Annotated in this window: 2 protein-coding genes; both read right to left on the bottom strand. The window is 57.4% G+C overall.

Features of this window, described 5'->3' with window-relative positions:
* Window positions 1-58: 58 nt before the first annotated feature.
* On the bottom strand, window positions 59-16,162 hold the full coding sequence (locus ACQKDS_RS05625; RefSeq protein ID WP_399666275.1) for an SDR family NAD(P)-dependent oxidoreductase: 16,104 nt from the start codon (window positions 16,160-16,162) through the stop codon (window positions 59-61).
* Entirely contained in the window at window positions 16,155-22,952 is a 6,798-nt protein-coding gene (locus ACQKDS_RS05620) for an SDR family NAD(P)-dependent oxidoreductase (protein ID WP_399666278.1), read from the bottom strand. Before ACQKDS_RS05620 ends, ACQKDS_RS05625 begins: the two co-directional genes overlap by 8 nt.
* Window positions 22,953-23,000 lie beyond the last annotated feature (48 nt).

Below are 23,000 nucleotides of genomic sequence, written 5' to 3'. Positions count from 1 at the left end.
TCAGTTGTTTTATGGCTAACCGGGTTAGCCTTTCATTTACTTGCGCCCTTCGTTGGCGCTAAACATCCAAAGCCGCCATCGCCTCCGGCGACAAACGGTCGATCAGCATTTCGGGAACGGGAATGTCCTCCACGTTCAATTCCGGTTGTTCCACCATCAGCGTCAATAAAAAGCCTACGTGCTCAGCAAGTACCTGAATCAGATCCGGCGAGAAATACCTGCGGTCATAGACGAACGGCAGGCTCAGCACGCCGTTTGTCTTCAACAATCCCATTAACAAGGGGGCTGAGGGCTCCCTTTCTTCCAGCGACATCGGCAGCAATTTTCGGGCGAAAGCCGTGACCTCAACGAAGCTGTCCCGATCATTACTGTCGACCGCTAGGCTGCCCAATAGGGTGTGTTCGTGGGCAGCGCTCTCTGCGAGGACGAGTTGCCGATGCAGGGCAACAAAATCAAAGTGCTTATATTTTTGCACCTGCAGGATGGCGTTTTCATAGGTGCGCCACACGTGTTGTAGGTTGAAGTGAGGCTGAAGCGTTAATACCAGGGGAACCGATGACGAGAAGTCGCCGCATATCGGCTCAAATTCATATCGGTCTCTGAGGTTGTACGCCATTTGGATCGGTATGTTCACGCCGGTAATGCGATACGTCAGCACCGCCAAGGCACAGGTCGCGAGCTGTGTGAGCGTGGTCTTATGGCGGCGATTTGATGCCTGCAATTGGCCAAGCATCTCATCCGAGACTTGCAGATGATAAACCCCCGCCTTTCCAACGTTTCCGGCTTTGTTTGACGGGTCTTGGCGTGCGATGTCTTTGTCGCGCAGCACAAAGGGCACGCGTTTGTCGCGTAACTGGCTCAACCAATATGCAGTCGCGCTATCCCGATGTTCGCCAAACTGGCTCAAGGCGAAATGCGCATATTCAGCCGTGGGTTTGTCGCAAACGAACTCGGTGTCGCTGAGCAGCGCGGTATAGCGGAGATAGAGCTCTTGCAGCAGCATGAACAAGGTAAAACCATCGGCATGGAAGTGATGCGTCACCAGATAAATCGCGCCCAGATCTGCGCCATTATGGACAAGATACACATCAAACATCGGCATCCGTTCCGCGTGGAACAGCGCCATGTTCACCGACTGCTGGAATAGCGCGAATCTCTGTTCAAACGTTGCCCGATCGTTGATATGAGGCCAACAGATTTCCCGGCATTCCAGCGTTAAGGCCTCATGCACGACCTGCGCCCACTGTTGCGCGACCAGTTCGGCGCCGGTTCTCAAAATCGCGTGGCGGCGCGCCATGTCGTTCAATGCCTGATTCAACAGCGCCAGATCGATGGGCATCTCGAGCCAAAAGCCTTGGCCGATATTAAATGTTGCGCGTTTTTTCACCTCGGTTTCATGCAGAACGAATGCCTGGATGTGGCTGGTCGGGTAGTAACGCACTCCCTCTTCCAGAGACATCCCCAAAATATCCGCCTGATTCGCGTGTTCCAGCGCCTGTCGGGCGCAGGGGGCATTGCGGTTAAACTCGACATGCAGATGGGCTGAGTCTTTCCAGACGCCAACGCCCTGCTGCAATAGTCGGCCCAACTCGGCACGCGCCAAGGTCAACTCATCGGCAGTCAAGGCAGCCGTCCGTCGTATCGCCAGCGAGGCCGATTGAATATAGGCTGGGCGCGACGCGCTTGCGGCGTCTTGCGGCACCGCCACCGGCGCGGAGAGCGGATGAGCGGCAATCTCCCCGGCAATCGCCCGAAGCGTGCCGCGGGTCAGCAGCTCGGCATCGAATGCCGTGACAAACGCTGAGTTGATCCGGTTAAGCAAACGCAACCCCAACAATGAATCGATGCCGTAGTGCGTTATCGGCTCATCCGGATCAATTTCTGTGCTGGCGAGGCCAGCCAGTTCCGCCAGAATGCCGAGCAATTTTTGCACGATCGGCTGGGCAGCCGCCGGCGCTGGCGTCTGCTCGGGCGCAAGATCTGCCGATGATTTGCCTACAGGTGCAGGTTCGGCGTTGCCGGCCCAGCATAAACGCGCGTCAAACGGATAGGTTGGCAACGACAACGGGAATTTCTCCGCCGAAGAGAACGCCTGAGCGATATTGGCCCCAGCGTGGAAATCCTGGGTCATGAAGTCTACGCCATCGACATAAAGCCTAGCTAACCTCAACCAATTCCCGCTATCGCTCGGATCCTGAATGGCTTGCCGAACGCACGCGACGGAGGATGAGGCCGCATGCTCCGCCAATCGTTGCCCGCCTGGCGCCGCTTTGCCCCGGTAACCTGGGTCCGCCGGGGTTAAAACCGCACCCGCTACCACCTGCGCCAGAAAATAGCGTAATTCTTCGACGCCAGAAACCACGCAGGCGCAGCGGTAGGCGAAATGCGTTCTGCGCAACAACAAGTTGGCCGCCAACTGTTGCAGGTCCAATTCTGGCCTGGCCTGCACAAACTTTTGCAACTCACGACAACGTTGCTGCAGGGCCCTTTCATTCTTTCCCGACAGTGCGAGGTACACAGGCCTGGCGCATTCCAATCGCGAGGTGGCCAATGAAAGGCTACCATCCTGCCCTTTTTCACGCGCTTCCCCGTTTGAATCAGGCTCGGCGATAACAAGATGAACATTGATCCCCGTAGCCCCAAATGAACTGATTGCGGCCCGACGTGCTTGCCCTGCTTCCGGCTGCCAGGGAACCGTTGCCGAATTGATATAAAACGGGCCGTCTTCCAGCGCAGGCAGCACCTCGCGGTCTTCGGTATTCGGCGTGCCGGGAATCGCCCGGTGCTTGAGCGCCAACAACACCTTGAACAGGTGATTAATTCCCGAGCTGTGAAACGCATGGCCAATGTTGTTTTCAACGCTACCCAGCGCACAGGATTGACGCGCACGTTCCTGACCTCGAAACACTTGGCTCAGGGCGGCGATTTCCGCCGTATCTGCGGCGGGCATTCCCGTGGCATGGGCTTCCACCAGCGTAATGCTCTCCGGACGGATATCAAACCGTTGATAAGTATCGGACAATAGCGCCACCTGCGCCTTGGCGCTCGGGGCCATAATCCCGTGGGTTCGGCCATTGTGGTTGCTGCCCCAGCCTTCGATCACACCGTGGATGCGATCCCCCTGCGCTAATGCCAACGACAGAGGTTTCAAAATAATCACCCCCACCGATTCACCGGGCATCATGCCGCTGGCGCACGTCGAAAATGCGCCACCGCGATCCGCCTGCGATAACAGCCCAAAACGGGAAGCGCTGATCAACATATTCGGCGTGGAGTAAATCTGCGCCCCTCCGGCAATGGCCACGTCACATTGCCCCTGCGCTAAATGGTCGCAAGCCTGCGCGATAGACAGCAACGATGACGCACAGCCGGCCTCTACGGAGAGACAAGGCCCCTTCAGGTCCAGGCTGTAAGAGACGCGCCCCGGGATCTGGGACAGCGTGATATTCGGCGCGAAGTGCTCGCCTGCGGCAAAGCGCAGCGTATAGTCGCCCCCGCTGCCGCAGAAAACGCCCCAACGCCCGCCGGAGAGCGCATCAGGCCGTATTCCCGCATCCTCAATCGCTTTCCAGCTTTCCTGTAAGAACAGCCGTTCGCAAGGGTCCAGCATCGACGCCTCTTGCGGTGACATGTTGAAAAACAGCGGGTCGAAGGATTTTATCTCCGTGAGAAAAGCGCCGTAGCCTTCATACTGGCCGGCAGACCAACCGCGATCATCCGGCGGCGGCGTAAACGCGGATTGGCCCTGCTCGAGCAGCCGCCAGAGTTCATCCGCATTTCGGGCGCCGGGGAACTGCCCGGACATCCCGATAATCGCAATACGCTCTCGCCCCGGTTGACGCGGCCTCGCCACAGGTTCTTCCGCATCGGCCACGGTTGTTTTTCTCGCAGAGGCGTTCTGATAAATCGTCCGGCAGCGGTCGGAGATCATGGCTACGCTTTCGCGTTCAGACAACAGGTGAAAATGGTCTTTGGCCCGGCTGCGAAACACTTGAGCACCAGGCAGATAGTCTAACCATCGCTGACAATGACTCTCGTCATGGGTGAGCGCTTCGCCCAGAACATGGCGATTGTTTTCAGCTAAAGCGGACGACGCACTCCCCGTGTCTGGCTGCTCATCGTTTGACGATGGGCTCAGGGTCATGTAGTGCAAATCGATATCATGGGCTTTCGGTAACGCTTTCACCACGTAGGCCGCCATGGCTTCGCGGTTGTGCTTCAGGATCTGAGCCATATTCTCGATTTTTTCTTGCACCACCGGCAACGGCTGCGCCACACCTTTTCTGAGGCACCCCTCAGCCAGCCACGCCGCCAGTTTATCGGCGTCAATGCCCATTAATTCCTGCTCCCTGTAGGCAAGGCTTTCAAACGCTACCTGCCCCGACGCCAAAATTTCTTTCAAACTATAGTGCAAAAAGAAATTCGCGCTCATCAACAAGGCGTCGCGATAATCAAATGGCGACGACTGGCGCAGAGGCTCGGGTTGCGGGAACGGCGGCTCCAGCAGGATCAGGCTCGAAACCCGGTAGCCCGCCAGTTGCAGTTGCCGGGCCATTTCATAAGCGATAATCCCGCCCATGGAATAGCCTGCCAGTTCATAAGGCCCGGTGGCGTTGCCGGCTTGAAGAATTTCAATATAGTAATTCGCCATGCTTTCAATGCTTTTCAGCGGCGAGAACCGGGTCAGGAAACCGCGCGAATGAATACCCCATATGGCGTAGTCATCGCCCAGATTTTCAGCCACCTTCAGATATAAGCCGGTAGACCCCGTCAGCGGGTGGATCCAGAACCGAGAGCGGTCATGTTCCCGCTCATCGCCGGCGCGCAGTTGTCGGCTGAGAGGAATGCACTCCGGGTACTGTTTCAACCAGGCCTTTCCCATTTGCCGGCCGCGGGCGGCGGCGCCTTGTTCAGCGCTCAGTGCCGGCGCGGCTTCCATGCTTTCGGCCTGGCCATTCGTGCCATCGGAAGCCGCCGAGGCAAGGCGGCCACGCGGCAAGGCGTGCAAATATGCTGACAGGGCATCAATGCTGGGATACTCAAAAATTGCATTAATCGTCACCCCGGCCGCTAATGACCGGTTAAGGGCTTCAATAAAGCCAACTGCATTGATTGAATTTAACCCTAGTTCGGTAAACGGTTGATGGTTGGCAACATCAGCCTCCTCAAAATACAGCGTCTGTATCAGTAAAGAACGAACCTGACGCGTGATGGCGTCAAGCGACGACGTTTTGCTTTCGCCCATCGTTGCATCGCTTGCTGCCTCGGCCGTTTGCGTATGCACAACAGCAGGCCCGCGCTGCATTGTGGGCGAGAGAGTGGCCCAGTAACGCTTGCCCTGGAAAGGATAGACTGGCCCCGCGCTGCGCTGCGGTGGCCGTGCCTCTCGGTATAATTCAAACCAATCGATTTCAGCGCCGCGGCTCCAGGCGTCGGCTAATGCTTGCCATTGGCGTGCTGCGATCCATGCCTGAATTTGTTCAGGCGGCACCGAGTTTTCATCCCCCCACGCCTGTGAATTTGTGACATTGTCACCATTTTGCGCACTAATGTGATAAACGCCCGGCGCAGCCTGGCCGGCAATAAACTGCGCTAACTGTTCGTGCAGTTCTGCGCTATCCGCTGCGACAAAGGCGACGCGTTGCGCCATGGCATCTCGCCCGGTTTGCAGGCTATAGGCCAGCCTATCAAGCCGCGTTGCCGGCTGATCCCGGAGAAATTGCGCGCAGGCCTGGACATAGGCTCGCAGCGCTTCGGCGGTTTTTGCCGAAATTGGCACGATCGTGGAATGCGCGGCGGCCCCTGCCGACAACGGCGTTTTTGACGCCTGCCCGGATTCGGGGTCGTCTGCAATATATTCTTCAATCACCGCATGCGCATTGGTTCCGCTGATCCCCGTCGCGCTGATGGCACCCAGTCTGGGCTGCATACCCCGGCGCAGCCAGGGCTGATTCTGTCGTTCGATGGTAAAGGGGGTTCGCTCCAGATTGATGTAGCGGTTGCATGTTTCAAAGCGATGGGTCGCCGGCATCGTCTGATGCGTTATGGCTTTCAGCATGGCGATGAGACTGACCACGCCGGAAGCGGCAAAAGTATGGCCGATAAGCGGTTTAATCGAGCCTAGCACGCAGCGATGGGGATCGTCACCGCCACCGGCGAAGGCATCGGCCAGCGCTTGAACTTCAAGCGGATCCCCCAACTGCGAACCGGTGCTATGGGAGATAACGTATTGAATCGCGCGGGGATCAATCCGATAGCGGTCATAGATATTTTTCAGCAATTCAGCCTGACGCAGCGGATTCGGCGCCGTGATGCCATTGGTTTTCCCATCGTAATTCACACCGCTGGCTTTAATGCAGCCATAGATCCGATCGCCATCGGCTTTGGCCTTTGACAAGGGCTTCAGCAATACCGCCGCAACCGCCTCTCCCGGCACCAGCCCGTTGGCGCGCTGATCAAATACGCTGGCGTTGCCGTCAGGCGACAGCATCCCGCTCCGATGCATGCTCTGATACACCCACGGCGTCATTAACAGGTTGATCCCCCCTGCCAGCGCCATCTCGCAATCTCCCTGGCGCAACGCCAGGCAGGCCTGATGAACGGCGACCAAGCCCGATGCGCAAGCCGCGGTCAGGGCCAGGTTAGGCCCTTTCAGATCCAGCGCATATGAAATCCGCGCCGCCAGCGTGGCATTCTGATTGCCATTTATCGACCCTTGCTCGCCGACAAGCATGCCATAATCGCTTTCTTCCGCCCCGACATACACGCCGCAAGACATGCCGCGGATGCGTGGCCCCATGTAACCTGCATCTTCAAACGTGCGCCAGGCCTCTTGCAGAAAAATTCGCTGTCTGGGGTCCATGTCCATCGCCTCTTTCGGCGCGATATCAAAGAAAGCGGCATCAAACCGCATGATATCCGTCATGAACGCGCCCCATTGCGGAACAACCGCTCCATTGTCGGTGACGGCGCCCCAGTCCCAACGCGGCTCAGACATCTCGCCGATACCACTTTTCCCCTGAATCAACGCATCCCAGAATTCGTCGATGCTGTCCGCCTGCGGAAAACGCCCGCTCATGCCGATGATGGCGATCGGCTCCTCAGCGGCCCCGATCTCGCGGTGCGGCGCTGTCGCAGAGGCCGCTTCAGGCGGCGGCTGAACCAAGGGTATGGCGGCAGCACCGGTGTCCTCGGCTATGTGAGGCGACAGCATGTCATGCAGCACCGATGCGTGTTCACGGCAAAAGTATTCCGTTAACCGTTTAACCGAGGAGTGGCCGAAGAGCACCGTTGGCGTAATGTCGAGATTAAAACGCTGACTCAATTCCCGGGAAAATGACGCCAGCGTGATCGAATCAAAACCGAAATCGGCAAAGCCGCTGTCCAACCCGATCCGATCAAGCGGAGTGCCGAGCAAGCGATGGATCAGCGTTTTCAGTATGTGGCTGACTTCGGCGCGAATATCGGTCGTTTTTCCGGCAGGGAGCGCCGGTTGTTGCAGATCGCCCGTGCCAGCGACATCGTGCGACGGGCTGGCCGAATCAGGATCCGGGGCCGGTCCGGCCACCCTGTGTTTATCCAATCCCAATAACTGGGCGGCGCGAGCGGGCTTTCCAGCAATAACCAGATATTGCCCCTCACCTTGCTGCAACAACTGCTCGAAGACCTGCAGCCCTTCCGCACTGTTAAGTGCCCGCTGTCCAGTCGCGCTGAGATAGAAGCCAGCGCTTTCTTTGTCGTGAGCGCCCATTTTCCCTTCGGCCCAGAATGGCCAGTTGATAATCAAGGTTTTGCCGCGAAGATGGCCTTGTTTCACCTGCGCCATGCGGTGCTTGCCAAAGCTCATCAGGAAACGGTTTCCCATCGCGTAATCGCAAGAACCGAAATCGCCCAAGAATGCAGCGCTGGAGGAAAAATAGCAGACAAAATCCAGCGGATCCTGCGTGAGCAATTCGTCTACTATTTGCGGCCCATCCACTTTCGGCTGCAGGACCGCTTCGAATGCCTGACGAGATTTGGCAAACACAGGTTCCCCGGCTTCAATACCGGCGGCGTGAATCACGCCAAGGATCGCCCCCATCGCTTGTCTGGCCTGCGCCAGATTAAAACGCATGGCGCTGGCATCACACACATCCGCCTGGATGTAATGCACTTGTCCCCCCAACCGAACCAACTCGTCAACCACCGCGCCCCGTTCCGCATTCATGGCGGTGCGGCCAGTCAGAATCAACCGGGCGGAATAACGCTGTGCCAGGTATCGGGCGAAAATCAAGCCCAGACCGCCGAACCCGCCGGTGATCAGGTAGGTGCCCCCTTGCTTTATCCCCGTTTCCTCCGGCCCCGTCAGAGACGCGGGGCCAGGTTGAACCTGCAGGACGTGCCGTTCTTCATTTTCATAGCAAACGCTTTCAAAATCTTGCGCCGTTATTTGCTGATAAAGCCGAGAGAGAGAGAGCTCGGTGACGGCGTGTGCGGCCAACACCACGCTTTCATCTGCCGCATCGGCGCCTGAAACAACGCTGGCGGCAATGGCGCATTGCGTGGACGGCAATGCGGCCGTCAGGGAACGCTCGATGCCAATCCACGACTCTAGATAGGCCCGGCCAAGCGAATAGTGGCTGGCGCCGGCCAACAACAGACGTTGTGGCGCCATGCCTGTTTTCACCATCGAAGACAGAAGATGATGCAGCGCGGCATAATCCGGCAAATGGCCGCGCTCTTCCAACGGCCATAGATACAGGATTGCGCTGCGCTGAGGGTCGATCTGCGCCGATTTCAACTGGGTGAAGCAGCGGTGATAGTTCTCCGTCTGTTCCTGTTCCGCGCCCGCATGCGGCAGCGAGAAAACGCGTTCTGCGCGGCGTTCCGGCTCGCGGGAAACAAACACCACTTCGGTTTGCGGCGCCAGCGTCTTCATGTGCAATCGCAGCAAATGCTGGCTTTCCGGCTGCGACAAGAAGCAGATCAGCGTGTTGAAGTCTCGGGGCGGCCGGGGTGCGGCCGGCGCAGGCATCTTATGCCACGACTCCGTAAACAGCATCAGCCTCTCGGGCTCTTCCGGGCTGACAGGCGCTGAACCTGGCGCGGCCGTCTCGTCCGAAGAGGCTGCCGATGCGGCGTGAGCGATCCGCCCCAAGTCGTCCGGTGCGGGAAGCCAATGCTTCTCTCTGGCAAACGGATAGCCTGGCAGGCTAATGCGGCAAGGTGTCGCCAGCGGGTATAACTGAGGCCAGTCCACCCTAAAGCCTTCAACCCAAAAACGGGCGATTTTGTGAACGGCGTTTTGCGCTATCCAGCGTTGAAGCAGCGCGGCGCTGTCGTCCGCCGAGAGAAAACCGCCGCTGCGGGCGCTGTCTTTGCCGTTGCTGCCGGCACTTCCCCGCCAGCTCTGCTCAGGCAAAACGGCTTCTGTGGCAAAAGCCGCCAGTTTCTGTTCCAGCTCCCTGAGATCCTGTACGACAAACACAACGCGCTCTTCCAATGACCGGCGGCCCACCTGGAGTGTAAAGGCCAGATCTTCAGGAGGCAGTCCGTCGAGATTCGGGTGGTTCGCCAGGAATTGAGCCAAATTTCCCGCCATAACCCGCAGCCTGTCTTCATTTTTCGCTGACAAAGGCACGATCAGCGGCTGAGCACTCGCCGCTCGGTGGGAGACCGGCGGCAGAAATTCTTCGACGATCAGGTGCGCATTCGACCCGGTGGCGCCAAATGAACTGATCCCGGCACGCCGGGGCACGGCGATCGCTTCACCGTTGTGTTCCACCCTTGGCTGCTCCCACGCCTTCGCCTCGCGCTGAATATAGAAAGGTGAATGCTCCAGTTCCAGATAAGGATTCACCTGTTCTGCATGCAACAGTGAGGGCACCAGCATTTTATGATGCAGTTGAAGGATCACTTTACTGAGCCCGCTGATGCCCGCTGCAGACTCCGCATGACCGATGTTGGATTTCACCGAGCCTATCGCGCAAAACTGCTTGTCGGGGGTATGTTGCCTAAAGGCTTTGACCAACCCCTGAATTTCGATCGGATCGCCCAGCGCCGTTCCGGTGCCATGCGCCTCGATATAGCTGATGGTGCGTGGATCGATGCCGGTCTTTTCGTAACAGCGCAGCATCAAATCAGCCTGTGCCACCGGGCTGGGAACGGTAATGCCGCTCACTTGCCCCACATGGTTGATGGCGCTGCCCTTGATTAACGCATAAATATTGTCCCGGTCCTTGAGCGCCTGAGAAAGCGGTTTAAGCAAGACCGCGCCAACCCCTTCCCCGGAGACGAAACCGTTCCCGCCGTCGCCGAACGTCCGGCAGCGTCCATCGCTGGAGTACATGTCCGCCAGCCCATAGGTCATGTACTTGTAAGGATGCAAGGACAGATTAACGCCGCCGGCTATCGCGACCTTGCTTTCCCCCCGGTGCAAACTTTCCAGAGCCAAATGAAGCGCCGTCAGGGAAGAGGAACAAACCGTGTCGATGGCAAAAGAAGGCCCGTGGAAGCCGCAAAAATAAGAGACCCTGTTAGCGATGGGGGCATGATTCATCGACAGCGGCATGACCTGCCCGCGATTGACGATTTCCGCAGCAATCAGGGCGTAATCGTTATGCATTACCCCCACAAAGACGCCGACGTCGCGCCGTTTATTGGGCCCCTCTTCAGCCACCAGCGTCTCCGGCGTGTAACCTGCATCCTCGATCGCCGTCCAGCAGGTTTCCAGGAACAATCTCTCTTGAGGGTTGAGCCATTGCGCTTCTCGGGGGGATACGCGGAAGAACTGGGCGTCGAAACAGTCCACATCGTCGATAAATCCACCCCAGCGTGAAATCGGGCGGCCCGAAGGCGAAGCGACGCCATCCAATACCTCTTTCCGCCATCTCTCTGCGGGAATTTCCGTCACGGAATCCTTGCCGGCGTTGAGATTAGCCCAAAACTCCGCCATGTCCTGTGCTCCGGGGTATCGCCCCGCAATCCCGATCACCGCGATATCTTCATCGCCGCTTGCCGCGGGTTGCCGCATGTCGGCAGATGAACGAGACGCTTGCTGTTTCGCGTTGTTCGCTGCGGCATCCGTTTGGATCTCGCTCGTTGAAATGCCGGCATTTTGCGTCTGGGGAGAAACGTCCCCCTGTGCGGCGCTTGCCTTATCCGCCGCGAGGAACGACATCGGATACTGCTCAAGCAAATACGCGGCGAGTTCACCGACGTTGGCATATTCAAACAGTACCGTCGGGTTCAATTTCACCTTGAGCGACTGTTCCAGTAACTTCACCATATGCAACAGCCCGGCGGAGTCCAAACCCAACTCGTAATAACCGATATCGGTTTCAATCTCTTCAGGGCTTTTCGTCAGCGTATCCGCCAGGATCTTTTTCACTCGCTGCTCAGCGCATTCCAATGCTGAATCATGCGTATCCGCGACGATGGATGCGGTTACAGACAGGGTTTCATTTTTCATAGGCTCAATGAGATCGGCGGACATGACGGCGGCAGCGGCCTGCGTCGTCACGTCGGCGTGAGGTTGTGATGCGTTGATCGCCGCGGCGTCGCGCACGCGCTTGCAGGTGAAATTTTTCAGCTCGCCAATCTTTTCTCCGTGGGGCGTAAAGAACTCCATGGTCAGGTACGAGAGCTGCGGAGTTTGTTTCAGCGAGTCGCGGCCGATCCGGGTAATACACTGTGCCGATAATGGCGACGTCGCCCGGAAAGATTCGTAATAAAGCGGCAAGAAGATATCCTGCTGCGCGTTCTGCTCCAGAAACAGGCTACCGGAGCCGATGGCGCTCCCGTCGATCAACACCGGATGGAACAGATAGTCTTCGGCGCCGGGCAAGGGTTCTTCAGGCACGGCAATATCGATCAGATTTGCCATAGGCAGGTGATAAATTACGCCGTCGCCAACCATCGGCCCGCTGTGGCGAATATCGGTTCCGCCAAAGGTCTCATAGGCTTCCCGTAGCCCCAACCGCCCGGTGGCGCCCTGTTTCAACGGGGTTAAATCAAGTGTTTCATCAAACGGTGCCGCCTGAACCGAGTGCATTTCCGCACTCATATAGGTCTTCAGTTCTGACTGCCGATGATCATCAAACACTTCGTAGCCTTCAACGCGAAGCTGCCAGTACCCTTGTTCATGTTTTTGGCAACTGATGTGCGCCTCCACCGCGTAATCGTCGGCAATGGTCAGGGGATGGTGGATCACCAGATTACGCATTTCCAACCGCCGATAATCCATGCCCTGGCGATGGAAAAATTGGAACAGCAGATCGATGTATGCCAGACCGGGCATCAGCGATTGGCCGAATGCCTTGTGATGGCGTAAAACGGGATGATGGCGATTAAAAGGCCGGCTCCAGGGATGCCCGGCCCTAAATAAGCCCACTTTCCCAATCGGATAATGGCCGTCGGCAATTGCGCTGCCCGCTGGCCGGTTTTTTTCGGTGAAGCCGGAATCCGACGCGCGGAAAACGGCTTTCGCAAAGCGATAGCCAGGCAAGTGAATTCTTTTAGGCGCCGACGAATAAAAACTTTGCCAATTAACGGGGCGGCCCTGCAACCAGGCGTGGCCGATAGTCTCCAGCTCGGCATGGGAAAGCCGGTGCAAACCGCGATCTTGATAAGCCTCAGCGCTTAACGGCGGCTGCTTCCTGGCGGCATTCGCAGCATGGCTTGTCGCGGTTTGCCGGCGGCAAAATGCCTGTAGCTGCCGCAGGCAGTCACGATGATCGTGCACGATCATCAAGAAACGTTCCGGCATCGCTTCTCGCCCGATTTGCAACGTGTACGCCATAGATTGCATGAAGGCGCGGGCATTCTCTTCGCTCTCGCGGCCTTGTCGCCCCATCGTCTCCAGCCAGGTGCTCAGCGCCTCTGCCTGCGCGTACAGACGGTCCGGCGTTTTGGCCGACAGAGGAATCATCCAACCGGCGTTGGCCGGTTCGGCCACCGCTTGCGTCGCGACATACTCTTCGATGACCAAATGGGCGTTGGTTCCGCTGTGGCCGAAAGAATTCAGAGCCGCCAAGCGGGGTTTATCGCCGTGGCCGTGCCAGGCGGAGGCCGAGCTCTGAAGATAAAATGCGGAGTCCTGCAATTCGAATAATGGGTTGATTTGCCGATAATCTTTCAAACCCGGCAGATGACGATGGCGCATCGACAGCACGATTTTTATCAGCCCAATCACGCCTGACGCGGCAGAAGTATGGCCAATATGCGATTTCACGCTGCCCAGGGCGCAGAAATGCTGCTTTGCGGTCAGCGCTTTAAACGCGCGCACCAGCGCATTAACCTCAATGGTATCGCCCAATTTTCCGCCGGTGGCATGAGCTTCAAGGTAGCTGAGCTCTTCGGGGTTAATGCGATACTTATGATAGACCTGTTCCAGTAATTGTTGCTGCGCGGTTCCGCTCGGTGCCGTGATGCCGTTGCTGGCGCCATCCTGATTGATCCCCGAGGCGCGGATGACGGCGTGGATGGGATCGCCGTCCGCAATGGCTTGCTCCAGCCTTTTCAGCACGACCAGCCCAATCCCTTCCGACAGCAGCATACCGTCAGCTTCCTGGTCAAAAATGGGGCATACCGCCTTGTGGGACAACAGTCCAATACCGGACAGACTCGCCAGCGCGTCGGCATCCAGCGCCGTAAAGACGCCGCCGGCCAGTGCAAGCTCCGTCTCCCGGCGACGCAGGCTTTCACACGCCAGGTGTATCGCCACGGCTGAAGATGAACAGCCGGTATTTACCACCAGTGCCGGGCCCTTCAGATCCAGAAAATAGGAGACGCGTGACGCGATGATCGCCTCGGACGATCCAACAAAAGAACCCTGCTGGTAATTGGCGGGCTCCGCGCCAATAAACACGCCCGCGTTGGCGCCGGACAGCGCTTTGGGGTTATAGCCGGCATCTTCCAGCGCCTTCCAGCTTTCCTGCAGCACCAGGCGCTGGTGAGGGCTCATCGACAGGGCATCCTGCTCGGAAATGCGGAAAAACCCGGCATCGAAACAGTCCCGGTCTTTAACGATACCGCCCCACTTGCAATAGGTTTTTCCGTCTCGGATGGCCGCGTCTTTGTCCGTATCGGCAGAATATCTCGCGGGATCCAAATAATGGTGAGGCAAGGCTTCAATCCCGGCATTATCTGCCGCAAGATTGTCCCAGAAACCCTGGATATCTTCGGCGCCGGGGAACTGCCCCGCCATGCCGATCACCGCGATGGCATCAGATTCGACGTGCCGCTGCCCGGAGGCTTTCGCCTCTGGTGCGGCGATCGGCGGCACCGGCTCTCGGCGCCGGTCTGAAGGGGGTTGCGGTTGCGGCGCGGCGAGAGGTTCAGCAATAACGTGCAGCTCGGGATAAGTCCGGCAGATATGCGCGCTTAAGGCTTCTATCGTCGCATAGTCATAGAGCACCGCCGGGTTTAGCGCGATCCCCAGTGATTGATTGATCTGATTGATAAAGTTAACGCTGAGAATCGAATCAATACCAAAATCCGACAATGCCGTCTGCTCATCGATACGCTCGGGCTGCAGGTTGACCGTCTTTGCCAGCACGTCAATCACGCTGTCCGTAATATATTTCAGTTTGTTTTCATCGTGCGTACTGCGTGCGGCGGCCGGCCCTTTCTTGTCCGTATGCGCCGGAACCGCCTCGCCGCCCTCGTGGGCGCTGGAGGCGGCCAGCGAGGCGCGCACTGCCTCACTGGCGCTGCGGTGGATATGGCCGCTCAACGAGGCGACAGAACGGTAATCGTAAAGCGCGGCCGGGTTCAGGCGGACGCCAATTAATTCGTTAATTTTATTGGTGAAATTAACCGTCAGAATGGAGTCAATACCGTATTCGGAGAAGGCGGTTTCGGCATCGATCTGCTCAGGAGAAAGGTTCACCGCTTGCGCCAGAGCAGACAGGATCACCTCGCTGATGTGCGCCACCATGCGCTCTTCGGTTAGGCCGGCCTCGGGCGCCGAAGCCGGTGCGGCGGGACGCGGGGTCGCCTGTTGTTTTGCAGGCTGATTTCTTTTCTTCGACAGCGGCGCTTGCTGTCGAATGACGCCGTTGCTGAAGGCAACAATAATGGTTTGTCCCAACGCATGCGCTTTCTGCGCCGGAAACTCAACCGAATGAAACCCCTCTTCTTCCAGAATTTCTCGCCAGGTATCAGGCGCTATCGCCGGGCTGCCTTCAATGCGCAACGCGGTGTCCTGATGTAACCACCAGCCTTTGAGTAGCCCGAACGTCAAATGCGTAAACACGGATTTATCGCTCAGTTCATTGATGATCACCATGCCGCCATTGCGCAAGGCGGCTTTGCAATGGCGCAGCGTGCTCCGGATATCCTTGGTGGCGTGGAGAACATTGGTCGCGATCGCCACATCAAAAGACGCAGGAGGGATCGGCTGCGTCGCCAGGGGTTGCTCAATATCCCACAATGCATAATCAAGAAACGGGCAAGTGGGTCCATAACAACGCCGGGCATGCATCAAAAAGGCTTGCGAGAGATCCGTATACAAATATTGTTGAATATTGCGTTGGTGCGTCATCAGCGCCGGTAACACCATGGCCGTTGTGCCACCGGTGCCGGCGCCGATCTCGACCAGATTCAATTGCGCTTCGCGTTCCAGGCGCAACACGCCGCTCACATAGTCGCTGACGGTTTTCGTCAATACCCGATTAAACAAATCTGAAACCGGATTATCCTTATAAATCCCTTCGACTTTTTCCATCGACGCATTGGGGAATAGCACTTCCGTCGCCGGCAGCCCGCCGGTCAGGATCTGTGGCAGATTACGCAAACAGGCATCAACCAGATTCATTTGGGTCATGCGTGCAGAGTCATGACGATGGCCGTCGCGAAAATCATCCCACGCCCGCCATACCGCTTCCGCGTGTTCCGAACTCGGTCCGCGGCAAACCAGGACGCCGTCTCGCCAGGCGATCAATTCGGCTGCAAGCAACAGCCTGATCGACTCGCGCCACCAGAGCTGGAACTGAGGGTCAAGGCCCCAACGATCGGCGTGTTCAGTAAAATCATCCTGATGCACCGAGGCTGAGAAAACGCCAAGCCGATCGAGCTGTAGATACAGAAGTTGAGCCAGCCAGGCATTAATGGCGTGAGGATGATGGGACTGCAACAACACGTCAGTCTCTGTGTCCCATTGATTGTCAGCGATCTTAGGCATTGATCAGCCCCTGATTAAAAGTGTCGGGTGAAGGTTGTCGTTGATGGCTGACCAGCACGGACTCATGCGGATGCAGATTCATCAGTTGCTGTACCGGCGCAGAGGCATTCAGGCAGACGAACTGACCCTGGCGCTTTTGCTGCAGCAGCGTGACAAAACGCTCAAAACAGGTGAAACCCTCCGCATCACTTAATGCGAAAATGCTTTGGCTGGCCGGCAAACCGGCCAGTGAGGCTTGCCAGAATCCCCAATTGATAATTCCCACCGGATACCCGGCCTGAGCCTGCAGGGTGCGTACCAGCGTGTCAGAGAACGTAATCCCGGCGGCATAGGCCGACAGCGTCGCGGCGCCGGAAAACGAGAAGGCCTGACAGGAAGAGAAATAGACCAGGAAATCCAACGATTCCTGCTGGAGCGCCCGGTAGAAATTGAGGCTGCCTGACGCTTTGACCTGCAGTATTTGCCAGAAAGCCTGTTCCGTGGTCTGGCTAATGGCATTCTCGGCGTCAAAAACCAGGCCGGCGAATATCGCACCGTCGATGCGGGGGTATTTCCGCTTGATTTGCGCCAGGGCCGACTGCAAAGAGGCCAGGTCCGTCGCATCGGCCTGGAAATATTCAGGCCGCTCGCCCACGCTTGCCAATGCGTCCAACCGGCTTTGCAACGCAGGGCTGGAATCAGGCTGACGACCTAACCAAATCACTTTCGCCTGGTAATGTTGCAAGAGTTGTCGGGTGATGACACTACCCACCGTTCCGCTGCCGCCCAGAATCAGATAGACGCCGCCATGTTTGATGGCGTTCTCGTCGCTGTAACTGCGAGGATCGAGACGGAAGAAGGTTTGTCGGTAGCGCCGGTCGGAAAACAGGCGAATTTGTTCGCCTCGCTCACTGGGCGCTTCGTTGATGATCTGCTGCAGCAATTTTTCTCGTCGCGCGGGCGATTGCACGTCTCGCAGGGAAACGTCCAAATTCCTGACCCTGAAACGGTGATCTCCCTGAGCGATGGAATAAGCCAGGCCGGTAATCCCGGCGCCATGGTAACGGATCTCATCGGCTGACAACGCATGGTTGTCTTGGGTAATCACGGTAAAATCTACTGCATCTTCTTTCGCCAGCCGCTGTTGCAGCGATTTTGCCAAACGCAGCAGCTGCAACTCGTTACGCTGCAAACTGGCCGTGAGCGTTGCCGCATCTGCCGATGGTTGGCTATCCGCGCCGTCGGCAATGAAAAAGACATGCTGTATGCCGCCGACGTTATCCAGGCAATGGCCGAGTGCGTTTTCATCCCGGATGTCGCACGTCCAGCGATCGGGGTCGGTCTGCCGCGTTTCACGCGTCGCCGCGTCGCTCAAGGAGAAACGCACCAGGCGCGAAGTTTGGCCGCTCAGTTTGGCGATCAGCGCAGTTTCCAGCGCCATATCCTGCTCCGCCGCGACAATCAACACCGTTCCCGTCATTGGTGAGGCTGTGATGCTCTCCTGGGGGGTGTCATCCGTTTCCCAGAGCACGACATGGCTGAAGTCATCGTCTGGCTGCGTCTGCGCCCGATCCGGGTTCTGCGCTGCGCTCGCGGCGAGATCGTCGGGCACGGCGTCTGGCGTTTGCGCGGCGCAGACGCTCAACGCCGCGTGGCGGACATCGTTGATCCAGTATTGTTCGGTCGCGAACGGATAAGTCGGCAGGCTGATGCGTTTTGGCCGCTGCTGCGGGTATAACCGATACCAGTCAACGTCCATCCCCTTCACCCACAACGCCAGGATTTTTGCGTGCTTACGCTTACGGAACCAAAGATCGAGGGTAGCCGTCATGTCTTCGTCCGTGACGAACATGGCCAGCATGTCTTTATTCTGTCGGACATTACCGCGATACAGGCCATCGATAGCCTCTTCCCCCGCCAGGAACTGGCTTAGTTTCTCAGCCAGTTCGTCAAGGGATGAGACCAGGATCCCCAACCGTTGATCCATCGCATCCCGCCCGACCTGCAATGTATAAGCGAGTTCATCCAACGGCGGCCGCGCCTTGTTCTCAGCCGTGATCCGGGAGAGCAGATTCTGCGCCGCCGCCATCAGGCGCTCAGCGTTCTTTGCCGAGAGGATCACCATGGCGAGTTCCGCAGGTTCTTTGCCCCGCTCGTCCGTTGCCGTTATTCCGCCGGTGTATTCCTCCAGCACGATATGCGCATTGGCGCCGCCAAAACCGAAAGAGCTGACGCCGGCCCGGCGAGGTTGCGCCTGCCCCTGGGGATCCTGAGGGGCAAGCCAAGGCTGATTCTCTCGCACGACATAAAAGGGCGAGTTATCCAGTTGGATATAAGAATTGAGTTGTTCGGAATGTAAACTCTTCACCAGCGTCTTGTGTTGCAGCTGCAATAACACTTTGATCACGCCGGCAATGCCGGCCGCCATTTCCAAATGGCCGATATTGGTCTTTACCGAGCCCAAACCGCAGTGTTGAGGCCGGTCGTGCAGATCGGTCGCCGCCGGCGTCTTGCGATATAAGTCTTGAAACGCGCTTTTCAGCCCATCGATCTCTATCGGATCGCCCAACGGCGTTCCTGTGCCGTGAGCCTCGATGTACCCGATACTGCGCGGATCGATCCCGGCTTTGGCGTAAGCCCGCTTCAGCAAGGCCGCTTGCGCTTTCGGATTGGGCGCCGTTAATGAATTGGCCCGGCCGCCGTGATTTTCCGCGCTGGAACGAATCAAGCCATAGATATGATCGCCCGACGCTTCCGCCACGCTGAGTTTGCGCAGGAAAAGCATACCGACGCCTTCTCCTCGCACATAACCGTTAGCCGCGCTGGAGAAGGTTTTGCAGCGGCCGTCCTGGCACAGCATGCCGGCCTTGCTGAAACTGATATACCCATCTGGGGTTACCAGCGTATTCACACCGCCGACAATGGCCTGTTCACATTCGCCGGCGTTGATAGCCTGAACGGCGCGATGAATGGCGATCAACGAAGAAGAGCACGCGGTTTCCACAGGCTCACTGGGGCCGTGAATATTCAGGAAGAAACTCATTCGGTTAGGTCCAACGGAGGGGACAATGCCGGTCAGCGAATACCCTTCGATGGGGAGCCTGGCCTCTGAGATGAGGCTGCCGTACCCGCTCATGCCGGTTCCCACGAAAATTCCGGTGTCGGTACCGGAGATTTCGCCGGCGCTGTAGCCCGCATCTTCAATGACGTTCCATATGTAAGTCATCAATAAGCGTTGTTGAGGGTCCATCAGCTCGGCTTCTTTCGGCGAAATGCCGAAAAACAGAGGATCAAACTCATCGATACCATCAATGAATCCACCCCATTTAACCTGGCATTTATTCACTTCACGCAGGGGATCGCCATACAGTGCCCGCCAGTCCCAGCGTTGCTCAGGAATCTCGCTGATGCAATCTTTGCCGTTCACTAGGTTGTCCCAAAAGGCGTCCAGATCCCGCGCCATCGGGAAACGGCCCGTCATGCCGACAATGGCTATCGGCTCGTTTGCCGGCGCGATGGGCGCCGAGGGATAGACCGCCCCTTGTCGAGGCAACGTCCGAGGGGCGTGCGCTGTCTCGTCATGGTGCCTCGATTCGCGTGATTGCCCCCCGTTTTCTTGCTCAGCGCCTGCGGCGGGCTGCGCGAGCGGCTCATGTGCGGTAAGCAGCGTCGAGAATGCGGCCGGATGGGCTTGCGCCAGATAAGCCACAAACTCCCCCAGGGTGGAATATTCGAAGAATACCGTTGGCGTCAACGTCAGCGAGTATTGGCGATTCAACAGGTTGGTAAACTCCGTAAGCTGAATAGAATCCAGACCAAACTGAGACAGTTCGGCATGGGGATCGATTCGCCCCGCTTCCAGCTTCCGCAACCTGGCCAGTGACTGCTGCATCAAGGGGAGCAGCTTGTCTTGCAATTCTTTGTTCTCGGCGCTTTCCGCCGCGACGCGCATGTCAGAAGGTCGTGTCTCGGTTGGCGTCTCCGTACGGCCAGCGGCCGGCGGCGCATTGTCCACCTCTCTGGAAGAAAAGCCGCCGAGCCTGACCCAAACATGGCCGGCTTCGTCGCACAGGTCGTAATCCATTTTTTTGACTTTGTCGGTTTTAGCAGACCCGGTTTTATACCGCGCCCAGACCCACAGGCACTCGGGCAACGCGCTGGCCCCCTCTCGCGGGAACATGTCCAAATGTTCCAATGCAAACGGCAATGCGAATTCAGGGTTTTCAGCGTCAACCAGCAAACCGGCGGCCATTTGTAATGCCGAATCCATCAGGCTGGGGTGTAAAAAGAGTTGACTGTGGCTCTTGGCCACACAGGCGGGCAATTCGATACGGGCAATAGCCTGCGTAGCGCCCTCATCTATTGAGATCACGCCCTGATAGGCCGGGCCGTGAAGAATGCCCATTGCGCTGTAAGCGGCATAACATGCCTGGCTGTCCAGATGCCTGACGGCGCATTGGCGCTGCAGAGCGCGCACGTCGATTGCAGGTGGTGCCGGCTCCCCGGCAGGCGCTATCCCGGCCTGCCCGCGGCAATGCGTGACTCTTTCGCTCCCCGCGGCAGAAGCGCCGGTGCTGTATATCTCAAAGCCGAAGCGCGCATCGCCTTCAGGATGCAGTTCGACAGCAACGTGCAACCCCGGCGCCTCTACGCGCATTGGCCGTATCCAACTGATATTTTCCAGCCTGATCGCTGCCGGCTGGCCCAAGGCATCGGCCAGCGCCGCCCGCGCCAACTCCAGGTAGGCCACCCCAGGCAGCACTTTCTGGCCTTTAACCAGATGATCAGCCAGAAAAAACTCATCGCCGGTATAGAAACTGCTGTAGCGCTGAGTATAAAAATCCGACGTATTTTGCTGCACTAACGGATGTATGTCCCGATGCCCCCGACCGCCGTGCGGCGCTGACGGCGACACCGCCGCGCTCCAGTAATGTTCAAGGTTAAAAGGGTAACGCGGCAGCGACAGCTTGTTAAACGTCGATGCGCCAAGGGTCTGATGCAGCGGGAAGTCGACGTCCTGAACCCACAGATCGATAAGAAAGCGTTTGTCATTTTCCCAATCCAGCGTCGTCAGCAAGTCCGATAGCCGGTGATGGCGGTTAAATATGTCGAGCGCCTTATTCTCATCGCGCACCCCGCTTTTCAGGTAGTAAGCTTTCTGCCCTTTGGCGGCGATAAACTGGGTCAGCTTCTCTTGCAAATTTTCAATGTCGGTATAACGAAAGACCACCCGGTGCTCAAACTTATTGCGTGCGGTCAGATAAAAATATTCCAGCGCGCCCGGAGGGACGTCGGGAGACCGCTGCAAAAAGGCCAGGAGAGATTCAGCATAGCGAATCCACTGCCATTCATGCAGCGCCGACAGCGCCAGAAAGTACCCCTTTTCCTGCGAATGCGCGTCATCACCGGCGCTCTCGCGGCGATCGTCGTAACCGGAGAACGCTTCCAGCAGCAAATGGGCGTTAACTCCACCCGCGCCAAAGTTGTTAATCGCGGCCCGGCGTGCGATCTCCCGGCCATCGGCATCTACCAACGGCGGCCACTCTTCCGTCGCCTCATTGAGGTAAAAACGTGAACCTTCGAGCTTGATTTTTTCACTGCAGCCGGTGAAATCCTTGATCCCCGGTTTTTTCCTCGTTTTAAACGCGTGCAGCACACGGACCAGCGATACCAGGCCGGAAGCCGAATTGGCGTGCCCCATATTCGGTTTAAGCGTGCTGATTTTGCAGGGCGTGCCCGTAGAGGGCGCCAGGCGCGTTGCTAATTGCGCATCCGCACGCTTGAATCCTTTGATTTCTTCGGCATCGGACAGCAGCGATGAGGCGCCATGAGCTTCAATATAGCCCAGGGTATCCACATCGATACCGGCTTGACGATAGGCGCTGACAATGACCTTCGCCTGTGATTCGGCCGAAGGCATCGTGAGGCTGCCGTAGCCTCCGGTATGGTTGACGGCGGAGCCTAAAATAACCCCATGGATGTTATCCCGATCGTCGATAGCCTGGGATAACCGCTTGAGCAACACGGTGACCGTCGCTTCGGCGGGCAGAAAGCCTTTGGCATCGGACTGAAAAGGGAAACAACTCGCCTCGCCTCCGAGAATACCCAGCGATTCCTGACCCAAATACGATCCGGCCAGCGCATCGCCGAATAACAGGTTAGCGGCGCCGACCAGCGCATAATCCGTCTCTCCGCGCAACAACGCTTCCTTGGCCTGATGCAAAGCCACGCTGGCGCCGGAACAGGCCGTATCGATATACAGGCTTTTGCCGTTGAAACGAAAAGCGTGCGAGAGGTAATTCGGTAAAGACCAGGACATCATGCCCAATATGGAATAGCTCGTAAGCTCAGCCTTAGCGAGAAACGGCGTATAAGCGGCGCCTTCCGAGGCAATATAAACATCGACGTTGGCGTCGCGTAGCTGCTGCGGCAAATAACAGGCGTCCTCCAGGGTATGCCACACCGACATCAAGAGTAAACGCGTCCTGGGATCCATGTACTCGGCCTCCATCGGGCCGATATTGAATATGTCAGGATCAAAGCCGGATATATCGTGCAAAAACGCGCCATATCTGTCGCGCATTTCCGGCCCGGGAAAATGATTGTCAGGCACCGGTGAAAACAGCGACGCTTGCATATCCAACTTGAGGCAAAATTCTTCGATAGAGTCGGCGCCTGGGAAGAACCCGCCTATACCGATAATCGCGACAGCGTCTTTTTTCTCATCCAGGCTCAGGCTTTCCACTATTTCCTTATCATGTATATTATTTAATATTGAGGCGTTTTCACTGTCGTTATTTTGCTTCGTCACTTGTTTCTCCAATCACTTTCCCTGGCGCAGTTAACAGCGCTGCCGCAC

It is taken from the genome of Serratia sp. NPDC078593 (assembly GCF_050268245.1).
In the GTDB taxonomy this organism is placed as follows: domain Bacteria; phylum Pseudomonadota; class Gammaproteobacteria; order Enterobacterales; family Enterobacteriaceae; genus JBNNGK01.
The sequence above is the reverse complement of the archived record's forward strand: the minus strand, read 5'-3'. Positions and strand labels throughout refer to the sequence as shown.